This is a genomic window from Xanthomonas sp. CFBP 8445, from assembly GCF_025666235.1.
GTDB classification, from domain to species: Bacteria; Pseudomonadota; Gammaproteobacteria; order Xanthomonadales; family Xanthomonadaceae; genus Xanthomonas_A; species Xanthomonas_A indica.
This window is the reverse complement of the sequence record NZ_CP102594.1, coordinates 4,832,824-4,851,284: the sequence shown is the minus strand read 5'-3', so window position 1 is coordinate 4,851,284 and position 18,461 is coordinate 4,832,824. Positions and strand designations below refer to the sequence as shown.

The window sequence follows — 18,461 nt, the reverse complement described above, 5'->3', positions numbered from 1 at the left end:
AGTCCCGACGCATTGGTGCCTGTCGAAGCCAGTGGCGCCGCGCATCGTGGCGGCAGCCATCGCGATGAAACGAAAACGGGCCGCGCTAGGCGGCCCGTTCCGGATGACGAAGTTGGCGCTTACGCCGACAAGTGCTCGATCGCCGCGACGCTGCCGAGGCGGTCGCCCAGGCGCTTGAGCAGGGCCAGGCGGTTGCGGCGCAGCGCCGGGTCGTCGGCGTTGACCATCACGCCGTCGAAGAACGCGTCCACCTGCGGACGCAGCCGCGCCAGGAAGTTCAACACGGTGACGTAGTCGTGCTGGCGCAGCGCGCCGTCGGTCTCGGCGATGGCCGCTTCCACCGCCTCGGCCAGCGCGCGTTCGGCCGGTTCACGCAGCAGGCCCGCGTCGACCTGCGCCGGAATCTCGCCCTCGGCCTTGCGCAAGATGTTGCGGATGCGCTTGTTGGCCGCCGCCAGTGCCTCGGCCTCCGGCAACGCGGCAAAGGTGCCGATCGCGTCGATGCGACGGTCGAAGTCGTAGAGCGAGCCGAGCGCTGCGGTTGCGGTTGAAACGGCTCCTACGGACGCCGCCGTGTCCTTTGTAGGAGCGGCTTCAGCCGCGACCGAGAACAGCGCGGCCACCGCGTTGAACTGCGTTGCCGGGACACCCTTATCGGTGTAGTAACCGCGCAGGCGGTCGACGATGAAGTCGAAGATCTCTTCGACCTGCTCCAGTGAAACCGCGCCCACTTGATGTTGGCCGGGCGCAGTCTCAGCGCCTTCGCGCTTCGCCTGTGCTGCGGCATCCAGCTTCTTCAGCAACGCAGAGCGTCGAATCGCCTCCATTGCCTGGGTCGCAGCAGTCGATAGGAGCGTCTTCAGTTCGAGATCAAACCCACTCTCAATCACCGTCCGCGCCAACCCCAGCGCATTGCGCCGCAGCGCGAACGGATCCTTGTTGCCGGTCGGCTTCAACCCGGCGGCGAAGCCACCGGCCAGCGTGTCCAGGCGTTCGGCGATCGCCAGTACCTTGCCAAGCGGCGACAGCGCGATGTCGTCGCCGGCGAAGCGCGGTTGGTAGGCCTCGTCGATCGCCAGGGCGATCTCGCTCGGTTCGCCGGCGGCGAGCGCGTAGTGGCGGCCGGCGATGCCCTGCAGTTCCGGGAACTCGTTGACCATGCGCGACTGCAGGTCGTTCTTGCTGAGCTCGGCGGCACGGCGCGCCTGCGCCGGGTCCACGCCGACCTGCGCGGCGATCGCCTCGGCCAGCGCAGCCACGCGCTGCACCTTGTCGGCGATGCTGCCGAGCTTGGCCTGATAGGTGACGCTGGCCAGGCCGGCGCCCATCGCCTCCAGGCCCTGCTTGAGGTCTTCGTCGAAGAAGAACTTGGCGTCGGCGAAGCGCGGGCGGATCACCCGCTCGTAGCCCTTGGCCACTTCGGCGACGTCGCGCGAGACGATGTTGGCGATGCCGATGAAGTGCTCGGTGAGCTTGCCGCCGGCATCCAGCACCGGGAAGAACTTCTGGTTGCTCTCCATGGTCTCGATCAGCGCTTCCTGCGGCACCGCCAGGAACGCCGGCTCGAACTTGCACAGCACCGCCGACGGCCATTCGACCAGGTTCACCACCTGCTCCAGGTTGTCCTCGGCGATGCGCGCGCTGCCACCTGCCTCACGCGCGGCCTGTTCGACCTCGGCGACGATGCGCGCGCGGCGCAGGTCCGGGTCCACCAGCACCTGCGCGGCCTGCAGCGCGGCCACATAGTCGCCGGGCTGCGCCAGCGGCACCGGCGCGTCGTGCAGGAAGCGATGGCCGCGGCTGTCGCGGCCGGCCTCCACGCCGAACAGCGGCATCGGCACCACCTCGCTGCCGAACAGCAGCACCAGCCACTGCACCGGCCGCGCGAAGCCGTAATCGTGATCGCCCCAGCGCATCGGCTTGGGGATCGGCATTGCCGCGATCGCCTCGCGCAGGATCTCCGGCAGCAGCGTGGCGGTGCGCGCGCCCGGGTTCACCGCGCGGTGCACGAAGCGCTCGCCCTTGGCGTCGCTGGTGCGCTCCAGCGCGGTCCAGTCGATCCCGGCCTTGGCGGCGAACCCCTGCAGCGCCTTGGTCGGCTGGCCGTCGGCGTCCAGCGCGATGTTGAGGTAGGGGCCGAGCACTTCCGCGCGCTGCTCCGGTTGCTCGACGGCCACGCCCGGCAGCAGCACCGCCAGCCGGCGCGGCGTGGACAGCGGCTTGGCGTCGCCGCGTTCGACCGCGATGCCGCGCTTCTCCAGCCCGGCGATCACGCCGTCGAACAGCGCCTGGGCCAGGCCCGGCAATGCCTTGACCGGCAGTTCCTCGGTGCCCAGTTCGATCAGCAGGGGGTGCATGCTCATATCACGTCCTTCCGGGTCGCCAGCAGGTCGCCGCGCCCAATCGATTTGTCTTTAGGCTCGCCGCGGCTATCGCGGTCGTCGCCGTTGATCGCCAACAGCCACAATCCGGCCACCGGCAGCAGGAAGAAGCCGAACAGGAACCAGCCGAAGGCGCTGCGCCCGCGCTGCTGCGCCCACCAGGCGCAGAAGTAGCCGAACGCCACCGGCGCCGACCACAGCAGGCCGAGCACCACGAACAGTTCCCGATCAGGCCGCATCGGCCGTGCCTCAGCGCTTCACGCCGGGGAAGCCCAGCTTCTCGCGCTGCGCGTAGTAGGCCTTGGCCACCGCCTGTGCCAGCGCGCGTACGCGCAGGATGTAGCGCTGGCGCTCGGTCACCGAGATCGCGCGGCGTGCGTCGAGCAGGTTGAAGGCGTGGCTGGCCTTGGTCACCTGCTCGTAGGCCGGCAGCGGCAGGCCGACTTCGACCAGCGCCTGCGCTTCCTGCTCGCAGGCGTCGAAGCGGTGGAACAGCTCGGCCACGTTGGCGTGTTCGAAGTTGTACGCGCTCTGCTCCACCTCGTTCTGGTGGTAGACGTCGCCGTAGGTGACCGGCGTGCCGTCGGGGCCGTAGGTCCACACCAGGTCGTAGACGTTGTCGCAGTTCTGCAGGTACATGCACAGGCGCTCGAGCCCGTAGGTGATCTCGCCCAGCACCGGCTTGCACTCCAGGCCGCCGGCCTGCTGGAAGTAGGTGAACTGGGTGACTTCCATGCCGTTGAGCCACACCTCCCAGCCCAGACCCCAGGCACCGAGTGTGGGCGATTCCCAGTTGTCCTCGACGAAGCGCAGGTCGTGGACCAGCGGATCGATGCCCAGCGCCTTGAGCGAATCCAGGTACAGCTGCTGGATGTTGTCCGGGTTCGGCTTCATCGCCACCTGGTACTGGTAGTAGCGCTGCAGGCGGTTCGGGTTCTCGCCGTAGCGGCCGTCGGTGGGGCGGCGGCTGGGCTGCACGTAGGCCGCGTTCCACGGCTCCGGCCCGAGCGCGCGCAGGAACGTGGCCGGATGGAAGGTGCCGGCGCCCACTTCCAGGTCCAGCGGTTGGATCAGCACGCAGCCGTGCTGCGCCCAGAACTGGTTGAGGGTCTGGATCAGACCCTGGAACGTGATCGGTACGGACCGGGTGACGGACATCTCGCAGGGGGCCGGTTGAGGGGTGCGCTAGTATAGCGACCGACTCGCGGGGACTTCCGCGCACCGGACCTGGACCATGGACTCGCGCCCTGCCGCGCCGCCCGCGTCGTTGCCCGCCGAACCCACCGTGGCGTTGCCGCCGGGCCGGCTGAGCTTCGAGCGCGTAGCCGCGGCGCTGCTCGCCGACGGCCTGGTCGCACCGGCCGAACGCGGCCGCGTGCAGTTCTCGGCGCAGACCGCGCGCACCGTCAGCGACGTGCATCCGCTGGTGCTGCTGTCCAACCTGAAACTGGCCGCGACCCGCCCGCCGGGCAGCGAGCTGAGCCTGGAGCGGCTGACCGAATGGCTGGCGCAGCGCTGCGGCCTGCGCTACCTGCGCATCGATCCGACCCGGGTCGACGTGGCCGCGGTCACCGGCGTGGTTTCGCACGCCTACGCGCGCCGCCACCGCATCCTGCCGCTCGCGCTGCAGCCCGAGCGCCTGCTGGTGGCGACCAGCGAACCGCTGGCGCTGGACTGGCTCGGCGACGTGCAGCACCTGGCGCGGCGCCGCATCGAAGTGGTGGTGGTCAACCCGCTGGACCTGCATCGCTACACGATGGAGTTCTTCGGCGTGACCCGCTCGGTGCGCGGCGCCAAGGACGGGCGCACCGAGCAGAGCAGCGGCCTGCCCAGCTTCGAGCAACTGGTGGAACTGGGCCGCGGCGGCGACGTCAACGCCGACGACCACCACATCGTGCACATCGTCGACTGGCTGCTGCAGTACGCCTACGAGCAGCGCGCCAGCGACATCCATCTGGAGCCGCGGCGCGAGGCCGGGCGCATGCGCTTCCGCATCGACGGCGTGCTGCACAAGGTGCTGGAAGTGCCGCCGGCGGTGATGACCGCCATCGTCAGCCGCATCAAGGTGCTCGGGCGCATGGACCTGGCCGAGCGGCGGCGCCCGCAGGACGGGCGCATCAAGACCCGCTCGCCGGGCGGGCGCGAGACCGAGATGCGCCTGTCGACCATGCCCACCGCGTTCGGCGAGAAGTGCGTGATGCGCATCTTCGACCCTGATGCGGCGTTCAAGAGCGTGGACCAGCTCGGCTTCAGCGCGCAGGAAGCGGCGGGCTGGAACGCGCTGGTGGAGCGCCCGCACGGCATCGTGCTGGTCACCGGCCCCACCGGCTCGGGCAAGACCACCACGCTGTATTCCACGCTCAAGCGCCTGGCCACGCCGGACGTGAACGTATGCAGCGTGGAGGATCCGATCGAGATGATCGCCACCGAATTCAACCAGATGCAAGTGCAGCCCAACATCGACCTGGACTTCGCCAGCGGCGTGCGCACCCTGCTGCGGCAGGACCCGGACATCATCATGATCGGCGAAATCCGCGACCTGGAAACCGCGCAGATGGCGGTGCAGGCCTCGCTGACCGGACACCTGGTGCTGTCGACCCTGCACACCAACGACGCGCCCTCGGCGATCACCCGCCTGCTCGACCTGGGCGTGCCGCACTACCTGGTCGCCTCCACCCTCAACGGCGTGCTGGCGCAGCGGCTGGTGCGCACCCTGTGCGGCCACTGCAAGCGGCCGCACACGCTGGAGCCGCACGAGTGGGACGCGTTGCGCGACCCGGGCGAGGCCTTGCCCGAGCCGCTGCAGCCCTACGCCCCGGTCGGCTGCCTGGAATGCCGCCGCACCGGTTACCTGGGCCGCGTGGGCCTGTACGAACTGCTGCCGGTGACTCCGCGCCTGCGCACCCTGATCCGCGCCGACATGGACCTGGCCGGTTTCAGCCGCGCCGCCCAGGACGAGGGCGTGCGCACGCTGCGCCGCGCCGGCCTGGAAAAGGTGGCCGCCGGACTGACCACCATCGAGGAAGTGCTGTCGGTGCTGCCGCCGCGGGAGTGAGTGGGCAGGAGGCGCGGTTGGCGTTGGTCTCTTCGTGCGGCAGCTGCGCGCCCGATGTCGCTTGCGGAGGCGTCTCACTGCGCGCCGGACGCGCTCCCCCATCCCGACGCTCCCACCCCAGTCCCATCATCGCGATGGCTGGCGCACCTGTAGGAGCGGCTTCAGCCGCGACCAAGCGTTCCCGGGAACGCCCGTCGCGGCTGAAGCCGCTCCTACGGGATCACGGTGTGTCGCGCCAAACCGCACAATGGGCAACGATGCGCGCCGCCCACGCGTCGGACGAGGATGCCGGACGCAGCGCCGCGATCCGTCCTGCGGCTATTTCTTCTTCCCGGCGAGCGGCGTCAGCCCGCTATCGGCAATCGCCTGGGCAGCCGCCGGGGACGCCAGGTACTCCAGCAGCGCCTGCGCCGCCTGCGGCTGCGTGCTGGCGGTGGCGACGGCGCCGGAATACAGCGTCATCTGCTGCGCCTGCTTGGGGATCAGGCCGACGATGGTGATGCCGGGGACCGGCTTGAGTTCGCTCAATTGCTGGAAGCCCAGTTGCGCCTCGCCACGCGCGACCACCGAGCCCACCGGCTCGGCGGGAATCATCCGTGCCTTGGCGGCGAAGCCGTCGCCGAGCCGCATCCGCGGGAACAGCGTGCGCGACAGGTAGACGCCGCTGGCGCTGTCGGAATAGGCCACCGAGCGGCTGTCCAGCAGGGTCTTGCGGAAGGCGTCCATGGTGGAGATGTCCGGCTCGGGCGCGCCCCGTTTGACCGCCATGGCGATGTAGGACTCGCCCAGGTCCACGCGGCTGGCGGGGCGAGCCTGGCCGCTGGCAACGAGCTTGTCGAGCGCCGCACCGACCATCAGCAGCACGTCCGCCGGCTCGTGGCGGGCGAGGCGGTTGGGAATCGCCTGTGGGGTGTCGCCCATCGACGGCGCCGCCTCGATCTGCAGCTTTACGCCCGTGGCCCGCTCGTACTCGGGCGCGACGGCGCGGATCGCGCCCATGATGCCGCCGGAACTGAGCACCGTCAGCGTCGTGGGCTGGGCGGGCCTGCCGGCTTCCGGCACCGCTGCCGCCGAGGCGGACGCCAGCAGCAGCGCGGCCAGGGTCAATGGAATCAGGGAACTGCGCATCGCGAACCTGCCAGGGGGAAAGAGCGACAGCCTGCGCGATCCGCGCTGAAGCGGATGGGAAGCCGCTGCTGGTGCATCGGAACCTGGCCGCGTGCCGTGCCAGATCGTCAGAGCGATCCACACACGGCAATGCGCGGCACCGCCTTGGTCGCGCCATTGCCGCCCGTCGTCGTCGGACCAGGAACAGGAACGCGCGCCGCCATTGCACGCAGTGCGGCGGTCGCGGTGTTCGCCGTCATCGGATTGTTCTAGAGTGCATTCGAACCCTCCGTCCTGTGTGCCGTGGCGTGTAGCGCCACGCATGGCGCACCCTGCCGATCGCCTGCATGTCCACCACCACCGCATCTGCCGCCGCCCGCGTCCGCGAGGCCGTCCGTTCCGCCACCGCCGGTCTGATCGAACGCGAGCAACTGGCCGAACTGATGGTGCTGGCGGCGATCGCCCAAGAGCACCTGTTGATCGTCGGCCCGCCCGGCACCGCCAAGAGCGCGGTGGTCCGGCGCGTCGCCACCGCGCTTGGCGGTCGCTACTTCGAGTACTTGCTGGGCCGGTTCACCGAGCCATCCGAACTGTTCGGTCCGGTCGATCTGCGCAAGTTGCGCGAGGGCGTGGTCGAAACCGATGTCGCCGGCATGCTGCCGGAGGCCGACGTCGCGTTTCTCGACGAGGTGTTCCTGGGTTCGACCGCCATCCTCAATACCTTGCTGGGCGTGTTGAACGAACGCCGCTTCCGCCGCGGCCACACCGATCTGGCCTGCCCGCTGCGGATCTGCGTGGGTGCGGCCAATGCACTGCCCGAGGACGAGGCGCTGGCGGCGTTCGCCGACCGCTTCCTGCTGCACGTGTTCGTCGATGCGGTACCCGATCATCAACTGGAGGCCCTGCTGGCCGGCGGCTGGCAGGCCGAGCGCAGCGCGGTGACGCCCGCCGCCGACCTGGCCGACCTGGACCGCCTGGCCGCGCAGGTGCGGCAGGTGCGGATGGACGATGCCCGCCAGCTGCTGGCGCAGGCGATCCGGACATTGCGCGCGGCCGGTCTGGCGCTGTCGGATCGGCGCATCGTCAAGACCCAGCGGCTGGTCGCGGCGGCCGCCGTGCTGGCAGGGCGCAACGTCGCGACCGAGGCCGATCTGTGGCCGCTGTTCTACGTCATGCCCACACGCGAGGCGCAGGCCGCCGCACAGGATGCGCTGCGCGACACCTTGGCGCTGGCCGCCAATCCGACGCTGCGCGCGGCGGCGGAACAGGCGGCACTGCAGCCGCTGTCGCGGGTGGCTCGACTGCTTGAGAGCGCCCAGCAGTGCCTGGCCGGTACCGACGCGGGCGCAGCGCCCAGCGCCGAGGCACTATTGCGCGAGATCGATGCCAATTTCACCCCGGCCTCTCTGCCGGAGACGCTCGCCCTCGTACGGGCGCGCCTGATCGAGCGGATCGGCGCCAGCGCATGACCTGGGCGTGGCAGGACGATCCGGCGCCGCCACCGGCGCAGGGCGTGGTCGGTGCGGGCCGCGAATGCGCACAGCGTCTGCTAGAGCGGATCGCGCGCAGCGCGCAGCCGGATGCGCTGATGGTCGCCGCCAGCAATGACCTGATAGTGCTGACCGGTCCCGAGGCGCGGCTGCCATGGGTGGACGGAGCGCTGTACATCGCGCCGCGCGCGGAGGCGCCGTCGCTCTGGCTGCCGACCAACCAGCGCCCACAGATCGCTCTGGATCTGCTGGCCAGGGCCGTGGCGCGCCCGCATCCCGACTCGCCCTGGCTGTTGTTGCCCACGCCGGCGGTGATGGTGCCGTTACAACGGTTGCTGCCGGCCAGTGCGACGGTGCTGGAGCAGATCCGTCGGCGCTGGGCGGCATGAGTGCGGTGCTGCCCCTGCCACCGGCGTTGCAGCCATGGCATGCATGGCTGGCATGGTTCGATGCGGAGATCGCGACCATGGTTGGCGCCTGGCTGCTGCGGCTGGATCCGCTGCTCGGTCGCGGCAGCGCGCGCCTGCAGCATGGCGCCGCCGTTGCGGACGGGATCGACGATCTGCGCCGCCGCGGTGCCTACGACCGTCTGCTCTTGAGCGAGTGGGCCTTTGCCGAGCTGCTGCCCGACGAATTCCTGCGCCGTGCCGCACACCACGAACACCTGTTCCTCGCGCCGAAGCTCACCCGGCCACGCAGCGACGCACTGGTCCTTGCGCTGTTCGATGCCGGCCCGGCACAGCGTGGCGCCATGCGCCTGCTGCACGTGGCGATGTGGATCCTGCTGGCGCGCCGTGCGCAGGCGGCAGGCGCACGCTTCGCCTGGGGCGTGCTGCAGCGGCCGGGCGAGATGCGCGCCGCGGACACACCGGACGCGTTGCGCGCGTTGTTGCAGGCCCGCACCCACGACCTGACCAGCGAGGCCGACCGCATGGCCTGGCGGGCGTATCTGGCCGGCGCTGGCCACGCCGGCAGCGAATGCTGGTGGATGAGCGCCGATGACGCCGTCGCCGGCCCAGGCGATCGCCAAGTCCAGACCCGTCAGCGCTTCGACGAGTGCTTGTCGGTGTCGATCAGGACGCCACAGGGGCGCCGCGCGCTGGTTCTGGCCCTGCCCAACGCGCGGACCGCGGCGCGGCTGTTGCGCGGCGAGTTCGTCGCCGCGCCGGCACCCATGGATGTGCCGGCCGCGCAGACCCTGAAAGGACGGCTGTCGCTGCGGCAACCGCCGCTGTTCAGCATAGACGGCAAGTATCTGGCGCTGCCGCTGGCCGGCACGCACGAGTCGGTGCTGCTGAAGATCGCCGACGAGGGCGGGCGCAAGACGCTGAAGCCGCGCTACAGCGCATGGCCCGCCGAGGGCGAGCTGCTGTGCGGGACGATCGCCAACAAGGAATTCGTCGGCGTGGTGGCCACCCAGGACGGGCTGTTGTCTTTCTGGAAGATGCCGGATTTCTGGCCGGTTGCGCGGCCGCCGGCCGAGGCATTCGCCGCAGCGCCCGGCACCGCGCGCTGGCTGCAGTGCGCCTGGCTCCGGGACGGCGCCCGCAGGCCACAGACGCAGCGGATGGTGATCCTGGACAGTGCCGGGCGCCTGCTGTCGTGGACCAACGCCAGCACCCGCCCGGGGCGCGACATGCCTGCGCACGTGAAGCTGGACGAGCATGTGCTGGCGATGCAGCCGCTCGACGCGAAGCGGCTGCTGTATGTGCGCCATGAAGCCGGCCAATTGCGCCTGAACTACCTATACCGCGAAGGCAAGATCGGGCTGCTGACCACACTGGCGGTGCCGGCCCGACCGGCCCAGCTGATGCTGCGTGGGCGACTGCACGATGGCGAATGGTGTGGCGGCATTTGCCTGGAATTGCGCGATCAGCGCAACGAGGGCGGGGTCTATCGGTTGTACCAGGGTGGACCCGAGAACGGGTTTGCCGAACTGGAATTGCGGCTTCCCGGCGGCGGCAAAGTGGTGGGATTGGTGGAGGACCCGCACCACCCGGAACGCAGCCTGCTGTTACTGCTGCGACCGAACCGGCGCACCTTGATCGCGCTCGGCGAACATGGTCAGGAGATCGTGCACCAGGCCATCGCCGACATCAGCGCCGTCTCGGTGGCGCCGGATGGCAGCAAGGTCGCCGTGCTCGATCTGACCGGGCAATTGCTGGTGCTGGGCGATGGCGGACGCCGCGTGATGCTGCGTGCGCAGGGACAGCGTGGGGACGACCGCGATGGCTGAACTGACGAGTGCCACGCCCAGCGCAGCTGCGGTACGCGATCCGGTCTGGCGCGGCTGGCAGCCGCTCGACGGCCTGTGGTGGCCGCACCGCCTGCTACCGGCGCCGGTGCGCTGCGCGCGCATGCTGGCCGCATGGCACCCGGGCTGCCGCGCCTATCGGTTCGCCGAAGGCGACGTCCTGTGCTTCGCCCACCCGCAGCCGTTTCAGTGCGATACGCTGGACGCGGTGCCGCTGCGGCGCCTGCTGGGGATCCTGTCCTCGGCGCCATTGACCGAAGCGGAGCGGGTGGCCTTGCCGATCATCGAGATCGGCCTGGTCGCAGGTGGCGCCATGCTGGGGCTGCGCTTCGATCAGGGCACGCTGCTCGATCTGTCCGAAGCGATCGTGCTGGATGCGTACCGGGTGCTGGAACCCTACGATTGCAGTGTGGCGCTGCCGCAGCTGGACGTGGCGCAATTGCAGGGCAAGGACGTGCGCGGCGTACTTGGCCAGGCCATCCAGCCGCGCAGCGCGGAGGGCGAGGCGTTCCTGCAGGCCATGACCCAGGCGCGGTCGGCAGCGGCGAAGCGCGACGGCATTGCAGCGGTGCGCGAACGCATGCTGGGTGGGCTGGCGGCCCTGCTAGCACGCCTGCTGCCGCGATCGGCGACGACGCAGGCCGCACCGTCGGACGCTGGCGGCATCCACGCGCGCGGCCGCGCACCCAGTCGCCCCAGCGCCTGGCGCGACCGCCTCGCGCGGCTGGCGGCGATCAGTCGGCTGGGCAAGCTGATCGGCTATCGGCATGGCGCCTATCTGCGGCGCATGATGGCGATGTTCGAACGCGGCGACCTGGATGAAGCCCTGCGCAACGCGCTGCCGCTGGATGCGGCCGGGCAGTCGCTCGGGCAGGCGTTCGGTACGCCGGGCCGGCGCGCGCACCTGCAGCTGTCCCAGCGCCCGGGGCAGGGCGCCGACCTGCAGTTGGGCGATGACCTGACCGCCTACCTGCGGCGCATGTACCGCCAGGCGTTCGCCGCACTCGACCGCAAGGGCCGCATCGACGAAGCCGTGTTCGTCCTGGCCGAACTGCTCAACGCGCGGCAGGAAGCCCTGGATTACCTCGTCGACCATGGGCGCCACGCACAGGCCGCCGAACTGGCCATGGGCTGGGACATGCCTCCGGGCCTGATCATCCGGCTGCTGATGCTGGCCGGCGACGTGCGCCGTGCGATCCAGGTGGCGCGGCGCGACCATGCCTTCGCCGAGGCGGTGGCGCAGCTGCAGGCCGCCCATCCAGCGTTGGCGGCGCAATTGCGCCTGGAATGGGGGCATGCCCTGGTCGAAGGTGGGCATTGGCTGGAAGCGGTCGACGTGGTTTGGTCGCTGCATGCATCGCGCGATCTCGCGCTGCAGTGGCTGCTTGCCGCCGAACGGGGCGGCGCTGGACTGTCGGCGCGCGCGCTGGTGCAGCGTGCCAACCTGTTGCCGGACACGTTGCAGCAGTACGCGGACCGGATCGCGGCATTGGCCGATCCGGCGGCCGACCCGTTTCCACGGGCGGTGCTGGCGAGCGCCTTGCTCGCCATTGGCGGCGACGGCGCCGCACTGCGGCGGCTGGCGGCCTGCGTGCTGCCCGCGCTTGCCGCCGACTGCAGCGCCGGCCGCAACGGCATGGGACGCAGCGATCTGGACCGGCTGCTGAAAGTGGCGGCCGATCCCTGCCTCAAGAGCGACATGCCGCCCTGGCGCGTCGCGCAGGCCATCCGTCCGACGCCGTTCTGGCGTCGGGACGCAGCCCTGGACCTGCCGTTGCCCGCTGCCGGCCTGCAGACGATCCACGATGCGGCGGTCCTGCCCGACCGGCACTACCTGGTCGCTTTCGGCGAAGCCGGCACAGCCGTGCTGGATGCGCGCGGGCGGGTGGTCCAGCGCAATGCGGTGCCGGCCTACCGCCTGGTGCTGGCGGCAAGCGGGCAGATGGCGCTGGCGGTGGCGCCGCGCGAGCGGGTCGCGCGGATCGCGCGCCTGGACCTGGCGACCCGCAGCAGCGTCGACCTCGGCGTCATGGCCTTGCAGTTCGCTGCTTCCACGCTCAACGGGACCGGTTGGACCGTGGTGGTGGACGATCGCATCCTGGTGCTCGATGTCGGCAAGGGTCTGGGCGAGGTGCTGTGGCATGTCGGCGACCTGCCGGGTCCGATCGTGTCTGCAGGCTTCTTTGCCGACTGCGAAATGTTCCTGGTGCGTACCGGCGCCACGGTGCAGGATTGGACCTATGCCTTGCCGCACCGGCGCCTGCGCGGGCGCGACGATAACGTCCTGCAGGACGGCGTGCCGGTCATGCCGCATCGCTGCGGAGCGATGCAGGTGCCGCAGTTGGAACCGCGTCCGAACGAGGAGGTCGCCCTGGTCTATCACGATGGCAGCGGCGAGCGCGCCTGCGTGCTGCCGCGGGTGCAGGCGCAGTCGATCCTGGGCGAACAGTTCGTCCCGCTCGAGCAGGGCATGCTGGTTGGCGTCCATCAGGCCGATTGCAGCCGCTACTTCGTCGTGCGCCTGGCCGATGCCGCGTGCATCGCCACGCTGGAAGCCCCCGCCGGTCTGACTCTGGGCGTGCGCGAGCAACCGGGGCACCTGCTGCTGCATGGGGCGGACGGCCGCCTGCTGGACGTCGACCTGGCGCTGTCGCTGGCGCATCCGCTGACGCTGCAGTGACAAACCCCGGCTCCCTCGCGAGGCGGCCCGCCAAGCCATGGCACTGCGAGACGACCGCCGCCGACGGCCGGTCGTACTCATGATCGCCAGTTATATGGCTATGCCGCCACCGCCGCTCGGGCTTGAACAATCCACGGGGACGCCGTCTAGAATCCCACCATGCCGTTGGCTTCTTCCGTCCGTCGCCGTGCTGCGCCCTTCCTGATCCTCGAGACCGGTGAACCGGTGGCGACGATGCGGCGCTACGGGCGCTTCCCGCACTGGATCCGGGTCGCCGCCGGCCTGGCCGAGGGCGACACGGTCGTGGCCAATGTCGCCGCCGGCGAGGCCTTGCCGGCGCGGGGCGACTTCGCCGGGGTGATCGTCACCGGCTCGGCGGCGTTCGTCACCGACCGGGCCGACTGGAGCGAGCGCTCGGCGGCCTGGCTGCGCGAGGCCGCCGAGGACGGCACGCCGCTGCTGGGCATCTGCTACGGCCACCAGCTGCTGGCGCACGCGCTGGGCGGGGAGGTGGCCTACAACCCGGCCGGGCGCGAATCGGGCACCGTGCACATCGAACTGCATCCGCCCGCGGCCGAGGATCCGCTGTTCGCCGGCCTGCCGGCGCGCTTCCCCGCGCATGCCACGCATCTGCAGACGGTGCTGCGCGCGCCGGCCGGCGCCACGGTGCTGGCGCGCTCGGCGCAGGACCAGTGCCATGCGTTCCGCTGGGGCGAGGCGACCTGGGGCCTGCAGTTCCATCCGGAGTTCGCCACCCACCACATGCGCGGCTACGTGCAGGCGCGTGCCGACTGTCTACGCAGCGCCGGACGCTGCGCCCGTACCATCGCCCGCGAGGTCAGCGCCGCGCCGCTGGCGCGCAAACTGTTGCGGCGCTTCGTTCAGCACGCACGCGGGCAGCACAGCAGCGGCCAGGCAAAACCGCGATAATCTGTGCAGTCGCCGCGCTGTACGGCGTCCCCCACTTCGGATTGGCAATGATCGAGATTCGCAAGCTGCCGGCCTCGGCCGGCGCGGAATGGCTGTTGGCCGGCATGTCCCTGCTGCGGCGGGCGCCATGGGCACTGGGCCGGCTCGGACTGATCTGGGGGCTGACGGCGCTGATCGCCCTGTTCCTGGGCGTGCTCAACCCGACCCTGGGCATGCTGGCGCAACTGCTGATGGGCCTGGCCGGGCCGCTGCTGTTCGGCGGGCTGGTGTGGGCCGTGCGCGAGGTCGACCAGGGCCGCAGTGCCGAGCCGGCGCACCTGCTGCAGGGCCTGCAGGGCGGCCGCACGCCGAACCTGCTGGTGGCGCTGTTGCCGCAGGTGGTGGTCGGACTGGCGCTGGCCCTGCTGGCGGTGGTGGTGATCGGCCCGGACGGGTGGATGCAGTTGACCACGGTGATGAACAAGCTCAACGAGCTGGGCCAGTCCGGCGCGCAGCCGGATCCGCTGCAGGTGGAGCAACTGGTCGCGACCCTGCCGGCGCTGCGCATCCTGCTGTGGCTGATGCTGGTGGCGGTGGGGTTCGTGGCGGTGGCGCTGACCCTGTTCCTGTTCGCGCCGCAGGTGATGTTCGACGGCCGCAACGGCATCGCCGCCATCGGTCACGGCCTGCGCGCCTGCCTGCACAACCTGCCGGCGATGCTGGTGTTCTTCGTCCTCGCCTTCCTGGCCATGTTCGCGTTCTATTTCGCGCTGACCGTGGTGATGCTGGTGCTGCAGTTCCTCGTCGGCACCGCGGTGGCGGCGCTGGTCGCGCAGTTGCTGCTGATGGCGCTGCTGATGCCGGTGCTGGCCGGGATCGTGTACGCGGCCTGGAAGCAGATGTTCGTGCACGCCGGCGATGCGGCGGCCGTGGCGCCGCCACCGAACGTCATCGAAGCCTGATCGCGGCAGGTTCAGCGACGGCCGCTGCGGTCGCCGGGAGCGCTCTGGGCCGCCCGTGGCATCGCCTCCAGTTCGTCGATCACCCGCCTGGGCGCGCGTAGGCGGATCCGCACCGGGAACGATTCGTACACCACGACGCCCTCCACCACGCCTCGCTCCTTCAGTTCCATGACCCGAGCCAGCACAGGGTCCGGGGATTGCGCGCTGCCGACAATCAGCGTGGACTCCAGCGGCTCGCGATTCGCGGCCGGCCCGCTGCCGAGGCTGCAGCCCGCCACCAGGATCAGCGTCGCGGCAAGCATTCGTCTCATCTGCAACTCCTCTCGCATCGTCGGTTCGGCGTAAGCCGTGGTGCGCAGTCCTCCGCAGCACCACGGCGATGGCACTCAGGATCGGGAGCGGGCGCTCGTCACGGGTTGTCGGCGATCCAGTTCTGCAGCGTGTTGAAGACGGTACTGGTCAGCCGCGTCCCGCAGTTTTGGCTCGACGAGCCGGTCGTGTGGACGCCGCGGACCACGTAGCCGCTGTCGTAGATGCCGCTTCCGCTGTTGCCGCCGCTGGTGTCGATGGTGTAGCAGAGCCTGTACGAGCCGCTGGTCGAGACACCGCCGGACGCACTCCACATCGTTCCGAACGGCTTGTCGCCCGGGTATCCGGTGATGGTATGGGTGCCTCCGGAGTAGGTGCCCCAGCCTGCATTCCCGCCATGGGGAGCAGTGCTCAGGACGATCAGCGCATAGTCGTAGTTGCTGTCGCCGTTGTTGAGCCACGCCGTCGTGGTGATGGCACGCGCCCACGTCGCCGTTCCCCACGGCTGGTAGCTGCCGTTCTGGGCCACGGTGAAGTCGAGGCTGGAATACCAATTGCCAGCGCCGTCGGACACGCAGTGGCCGGCGGTCAGGACGTGTTTGGGTCCGATCAGCGTTCCGGTGCAGCCGATGCCTATGCGCCCGATGTGCCAGTACGGGGCGTTGGTGGTGGTGGTCACCTGGACCCGTTCGTCGGTCCCGATCACCACGTTGGGGACGGCGCGGCCGGCACCATCGCCGGTGGGGCGCGTCGGCGGCGTGCCGGGCACGGAGTGCGGCAGGCGGCCGAGCAGTTCCATCGCCTTGATCGCCTCCTCGAAGAGCGCCACGTCCTCCGCGCTTGCCGACGAGACGTATTGGTCGCCATTGCGGGTGACCATCACCGCGCTCAGGCCGGCGGCCTTCTGTTGCGGGCTCTGCAAGCGCGTGTCCGCCGGGGTGGCCGTCTCCGCGTACACGCCGGTCACCAGATTGTCGCCGTTGATGAACTTCGCTTTCCCGCCCTGTTTCTGGAACGATGGCGTACCTGCGACCGCCGCGGTCGCCGCTGTCGATACCAGCAAGGTAAATCCCAGTGCAGCCAGACGTTTCATGACGTACTCCTTGGTCATTGGGATACTGCTTCATTGCGAGCGATGCCGGTCGTGAGCGACGTCCTGCGCTCTGCCGGCTTGCCTGTCCGTCAGGGACAGGGGGCGGCGGCGCGAGTGCCACCGCCATGAAGACGGTCTTCCATGGCCGTGTCGGCAGGGCCGGGTGCGGCCCGGTGCCGATGCTGCTGTGATCGGATGCGGCTCCGACGCCGTGTGCGCGGATCGCGCGATCCGGCGCCGGCCACGAGCCGACAACACATCTCTCTACTCAGGCGCGGCGTTGGCGAAATGGCGGGGAATGGCGCGCCGCAACGCGGCCCGCGCCGCGCTGTGGAAGCGCATCGCACCGCTGGATTCCTAGATCACGTCGTCGCGCAAGCGACAGCACCCGCGCACGGGCGATCAGCATGCGCTCAAGGGAATGGTCTTGGTCCTGTGCACCGGCAGTCATTCGCACGCGGCACCTTCCTTGGGTTTATTCGCGGCCCTCAGGGGGCATCCGTTGCTGTTTCGCAATGACGGCGCAGTTGCCCGTGGGGACTTTATACGTCACCCACTACGGGTCGTGCCGTAGTTTGCATCCCAGATCACCGCACCGGGTCGGGCGGTCGGACTGCAGCATGCGGTTACTGCGTGCGCGCTTGGCTCGACACCAGCCAGCTTGATGCCACGATGCCCAGTTCGTACAGCAGGCACATCGGGATCGCCAGCATCAGTTGCGAGACCACGTCCGGCGGGGTCAGCACGGCGGCCAGCACAAAAATACCGACCACCGCGTAGCCGCGGCCCTCACGCAGTTGCTGCGGGGTCACCCAGCCGAGCAGGGCGAGGATCACCAGTGCCACCGGCAGCTCGAAGCTGGCGCCGAAGGCGAAGAAGATCGCCAGGACGAAATCCAGGTAGGCACCGGCATCGGGGGTGAGCTGGATCACGTCCGGCTTGAACGTGGTCAGGAAGTGGAACACCGCCGGCAGCACCAGGAAATAGGCGAAGCCGCAGCCGAGGTAGAACAGCAGTACCGCCGAGGCCAGCAGCGGCAGCGCCAGGCGCTTCTCGCGCTGGTACAGGCCGGGGGCGACGAAGGCCCAGGCCTGGTACAGCAGCCACGGCGCGGACACGAACAGGGCCAGGAAGAACGCCAGCTTGAGCGGGGCGATGACCGCGCCGGCCGGGTGCGTGGCGATCACGCTCTGGCCCACCGGCAACTGCGCCAGCATCGGCTCGGCCAGCCAGGAGTACAGGCGCTTGGAGAAGGGCAGCAGCGCCACCACCACCACGCCCAGGCCGATCAGCGCGCGCATCAGCCGCGCGCGCAGTTCGATCAGGTGTTCGATCAGGCTGCTCTCGGCTTCGACGTTCATCGCGGCGCCTCCGGATCAAGGGAGGGCGGCTGGCCGGTGTGCGCGGTCGCGGCGCCGGGTGCCGGATGCGGCGCGGCTGCACCGCGCGCGGCGGCCGGCAGCACGGACGCTGCGGGCGTCGTCGAGGTCGTCGAGGTCGTCGGCGGGGGCGTGGCCGTGTCGGCGACGTACGCAGTAGAGGTGTCGGTCGTGGCTGTGGCCGCTGGCGGCGCGACGGTCGGCGCGTTGTCCGTAGGCGCTACCGGCGGGTTCGGATCGATCTCGCGGCGCAGTGCCTCGGTCTGCCGGTGCAGTTCCTCGCTGCCGTCGCGAAACTGGGTCTCGGCCTGGCGCAGCGAACTCTGCACGTCGTGCAGGCTGCGCTTGAGTTCCTCGGCTTCCAGTTCGCGTTCCAGTTCCTGCTTCACCGAGTCCCACTGCGCGCGGGCGCGACGCACCCACAACCCGGCAAAGCGCGCCGCCTTGGGCAGGCGCTCGGGGCCGAGCACCACCAGGGCCACCACCGCGATCACCAGCAGTTCGCTGAATCCGATATCGAACACGCCGGCGGGGTCCCGTCAGTGCGCGTCGCGGTCGCGCTCGGCCTGGGTCTGGCGGGACGGCTCGCTGCTGCTGCGCGTCTCGTCGCCGAGCTGGCCGGCCGGCTTGTCCTCGTCGCGCATGCCTTTCTTGAATTCCTTGACCGCGTTGCCCAGATCCTTGGCGCCGCTCGTCAGCCGCTTGGTGCCGAACACCAGCAGCACGATCACCAGCACCACCAGCCAGTGCCAGATGCTAAGACTGCCCATGATCCGCTCGCAGAAAAGTCGTAAGGAACCCGCAGGATAACGCACCGCGCCGCGCCGCGTTACCTCTCTCGG

Annotated in this window: 15 protein-coding genes; 6 read left to right on the top strand and 9 right to left on the bottom strand. The window is 70.0% G+C overall.

Annotated elements, in window-relative coordinates:
• Positions 1 to 119 precede the first annotated feature (119 nt).
• Genes glyS through glyQ form a run of 3 tightly spaced genes read right to left on the bottom strand, consistent with a single transcriptional unit; the run spans position 120 to position 3,539 of the window.
• The gene (gene glyS / locus NUG21_RS20885) at positions 120 to 2,363 is read right to left on the bottom strand and encodes a glycine--tRNA ligase subunit beta (protein ID WP_263391924.1); all 2,244 of its coding nucleotides are present in this window, start codon (positions 2,361 to 2,363) and stop codon (positions 120 to 122) included.
• Positions 2,360 to 2,620, bottom strand: a complete 261-nt coding sequence (locus NUG21_RS20880) for a hypothetical protein (protein WP_019797795.1) — start codon at positions 2,618 to 2,620, stop codon at positions 2,360 to 2,362. Before NUG21_RS20880 ends, glyS begins: the two co-directional genes overlap by 4 nt.
• A gap of 10 nt (positions 2,621 to 2,630) precedes the next feature.
• Positions 2,631 to 3,539, bottom strand: a complete 909-nt coding sequence (glyQ, locus tag NUG21_RS20875; protein WP_263391923.1) for a glycine--tRNA ligase subunit alpha — start codon at positions 3,537 to 3,539, stop codon at positions 2,631 to 2,633.
• A 76-nt stretch (positions 3,540 to 3,615) separates the two neighbouring features.
• On the opposite strand from glyQ, the gene NUG21_RS20870 reads away from it, so the two are divergent.
• Entirely contained in the window at positions 3,616 to 5,436 is a 1,821-nt protein-coding gene (locus tag NUG21_RS20870) for a GspE/PulE family protein (protein WP_263391922.1), read from the top strand.
• A gap of 318 nt (positions 5,437 to 5,754) precedes the next feature.
• Here the strand turns inward: NUG21_RS20870 and NUG21_RS20865 are convergent, their stop codons facing one another.
• Positions 5,755 to 6,564, bottom strand: coding sequence for a substrate-binding domain-containing protein (locus NUG21_RS20865; protein WP_263391921.1), 810 nt, complete (start codon positions 6,562 to 6,564; stop codon positions 5,755 to 5,757).
• A gap of 326 nt (positions 6,565 to 6,890) precedes the next feature.
• On the opposite strand from NUG21_RS20865, the gene NUG21_RS20860 reads away from it, so the two are divergent.
• The 5 genes from NUG21_RS20860 to NUG21_RS20840 all read left to right on the top strand — a co-directional run bounded on the left by NUG21_RS20860 (position 6,891) and on the right by NUG21_RS20840 (position 14,838).
• Positions 6,891 to 8,012, top strand: a complete 1,122-nt coding sequence (locus NUG21_RS20860) for an AAA family ATPase (RefSeq protein ID WP_263391920.1) — start codon at positions 6,891 to 6,893, stop codon at positions 8,010 to 8,012.
• A gap of 175 nt (positions 8,013 to 8,187) precedes the next feature.
• The gene (locus tag NUG21_RS20855) at positions 8,188 to 10,269 is read left to right on the top strand and encodes a hypothetical protein (RefSeq protein WP_263391919.1); all 2,082 of its coding nucleotides are present in this window, start codon (positions 8,188 to 8,190) and stop codon (positions 10,267 to 10,269) included.
• Entirely contained in the window at positions 10,262 to 12,967 is a 2,706-nt protein-coding gene (locus tag NUG21_RS20850; protein WP_263391918.1) for a bpX6 domain-containing protein, read from the top strand. Before NUG21_RS20855 ends, NUG21_RS20850 begins: the two co-directional genes overlap by 8 nt.
• Before the next feature lie 159 nt (positions 12,968 to 13,126).
• Positions 13,127 to 13,897: a glutamine amidotransferase gene (locus tag NUG21_RS20845; protein WP_160947473.1), complete on the top strand. Its 771-nt coding sequence runs from the start codon at positions 13,127 to 13,129 to the stop codon at positions 13,895 to 13,897.
• Between the two features lie 47 nt (positions 13,898 to 13,944).
• On the top strand, positions 13,945 to 14,838 hold the full coding sequence (locus tag NUG21_RS20840; protein ID WP_160947472.1) for a BPSS1780 family membrane protein: 894 nt from the start codon (positions 13,945 to 13,947) through the stop codon (positions 14,836 to 14,838).
• Between the two features lie 11 nt (positions 14,839 to 14,849).
• On the opposite strand, the gene NUG21_RS20835 is transcribed toward NUG21_RS20840, so the two are convergent.
• From NUG21_RS20835 to tatA, 5 genes are all read right to left on the bottom strand, one after another.
• On the bottom strand, positions 14,850 to 15,140 hold the full coding sequence (locus tag NUG21_RS20835) for a hypothetical protein (protein ID WP_263391917.1): 291 nt from the start codon (positions 15,138 to 15,140) through the stop codon (positions 14,850 to 14,852).
• 107 nt (positions 15,141 to 15,247) lie between these two features.
• Positions 15,248 to 16,258, bottom strand: coding sequence for a trypsin-like peptidase domain-containing protein (locus NUG21_RS20830; RefSeq protein ID WP_019795930.1), 1,011 nt, complete (start codon positions 16,256 to 16,258; stop codon positions 15,248 to 15,250).
• Positions 16,259 to 16,866: 608 nt separating this feature from the next.
• Positions 16,867 to 17,601, bottom strand: coding sequence for a twin-arginine translocase subunit TatC (gene tatC / locus NUG21_RS20825; RefSeq protein ID WP_160947470.1), 735 nt, complete (start codon positions 17,599 to 17,601; stop codon positions 16,867 to 16,869).
• The gene (tatB, locus tag NUG21_RS20820; protein WP_263391916.1) at positions 17,598 to 18,143 is read right to left on the bottom strand and encodes a Sec-independent protein translocase protein TatB; all 546 of its coding nucleotides are present in this window, start codon (positions 18,141 to 18,143) and stop codon (positions 17,598 to 17,600) included. Before tatB ends, tatC begins: the two co-directional genes overlap by 4 nt.
• 15 nt (positions 18,144 to 18,158) lie before the next feature.
• The gene (gene tatA / locus NUG21_RS20815) at positions 18,159 to 18,389 is read right to left on the bottom strand and encodes a Sec-independent protein translocase subunit TatA (RefSeq protein ID WP_019798768.1); all 231 of its coding nucleotides are present in this window, start codon (positions 18,387 to 18,389) and stop codon (positions 18,159 to 18,161) included.
• Positions 18,390 to 18,461 lie beyond the last annotated feature (72 nt).

Excerpts from the sequence above, each read along its gene's own strand:
- glyS (WP_263391924.1), bottom strand. The coding sequence starts at position 2,363 with ATGAGCATGCACCCCCTGCTGATCGAACTGGGCACCGAGGAACTGCCG.
- NUG21_RS20880 (WP_019797795.1), bottom strand. The coding sequence starts at position 2,620 with ATGCGGCCTGATCGGGAACTGTTCGTGGTGCTCGGCCTGCTGTGGTCG.
- glyQ (WP_263391923.1), bottom strand. The coding sequence starts at position 3,539 with ATGTCCGTCACCCGGTCCGTACCGATCACGTTCCAGGGTCTGATCCAG.
- NUG21_RS20870 (WP_263391922.1), top strand. The coding sequence starts at position 3,616 with ATGGACTCGCGCCCTGCCGCGCCGCCCGCGTCGTTGCCCGCCGAACCC.
- NUG21_RS20865 (WP_263391921.1), bottom strand. The coding sequence starts at position 6,564 with ATGCGCAGTTCCCTGATTCCATTGACCCTGGCCGCGCTGCTGCTGGCG.
- NUG21_RS20860 (WP_263391920.1), top strand. The coding sequence starts at position 6,891 with ATGTCCACCACCACCGCATCTGCCGCCGCCCGCGTCCGCGAGGCCGTC.
- NUG21_RS20855 (WP_263391919.1), top strand. The coding sequence starts at position 8,188 with ATGGGTGGACGGAGCGCTGTACATCGCGCCGCGCGCGGAGGCGCCGTC.
- NUG21_RS20850 (WP_263391918.1), top strand. The coding sequence starts at position 10,262 with ATGGCTGAACTGACGAGTGCCACGCCCAGCGCAGCTGCGGTACGCGAT.
- NUG21_RS20845 (WP_160947473.1), top strand. The coding sequence starts at position 13,127 with ATGCCGTTGGCTTCTTCCGTCCGTCGCCGTGCTGCGCCCTTCCTGATC.
- NUG21_RS20840 (WP_160947472.1), top strand. The coding sequence starts at position 13,945 with ATGATCGAGATTCGCAAGCTGCCGGCCTCGGCCGGCGCGGAATGGCTG.
- NUG21_RS20835 (WP_263391917.1), bottom strand. The coding sequence starts at position 15,140 with ATGCTTGCCGCGACGCTGATCCTGGTGGCGGGCTGCAGCCTCGGCAGC.
- NUG21_RS20830 (WP_019795930.1), bottom strand. The coding sequence starts at position 16,258 with ATGACCAAGGAGTACGTCATGAAACGTCTGGCTGCACTGGGATTTACC.
- tatC (WP_160947470.1), bottom strand. The coding sequence starts at position 17,601 with ATGAACGTCGAAGCCGAGAGCAGCCTGATCGAACACCTGATCGAACTG.
- tatA (WP_019798768.1), bottom strand. The coding sequence starts at position 18,389 with ATGGGCAGTCTTAGCATCTGGCACTGGCTGGTGGTGCTGGTGATCGTG.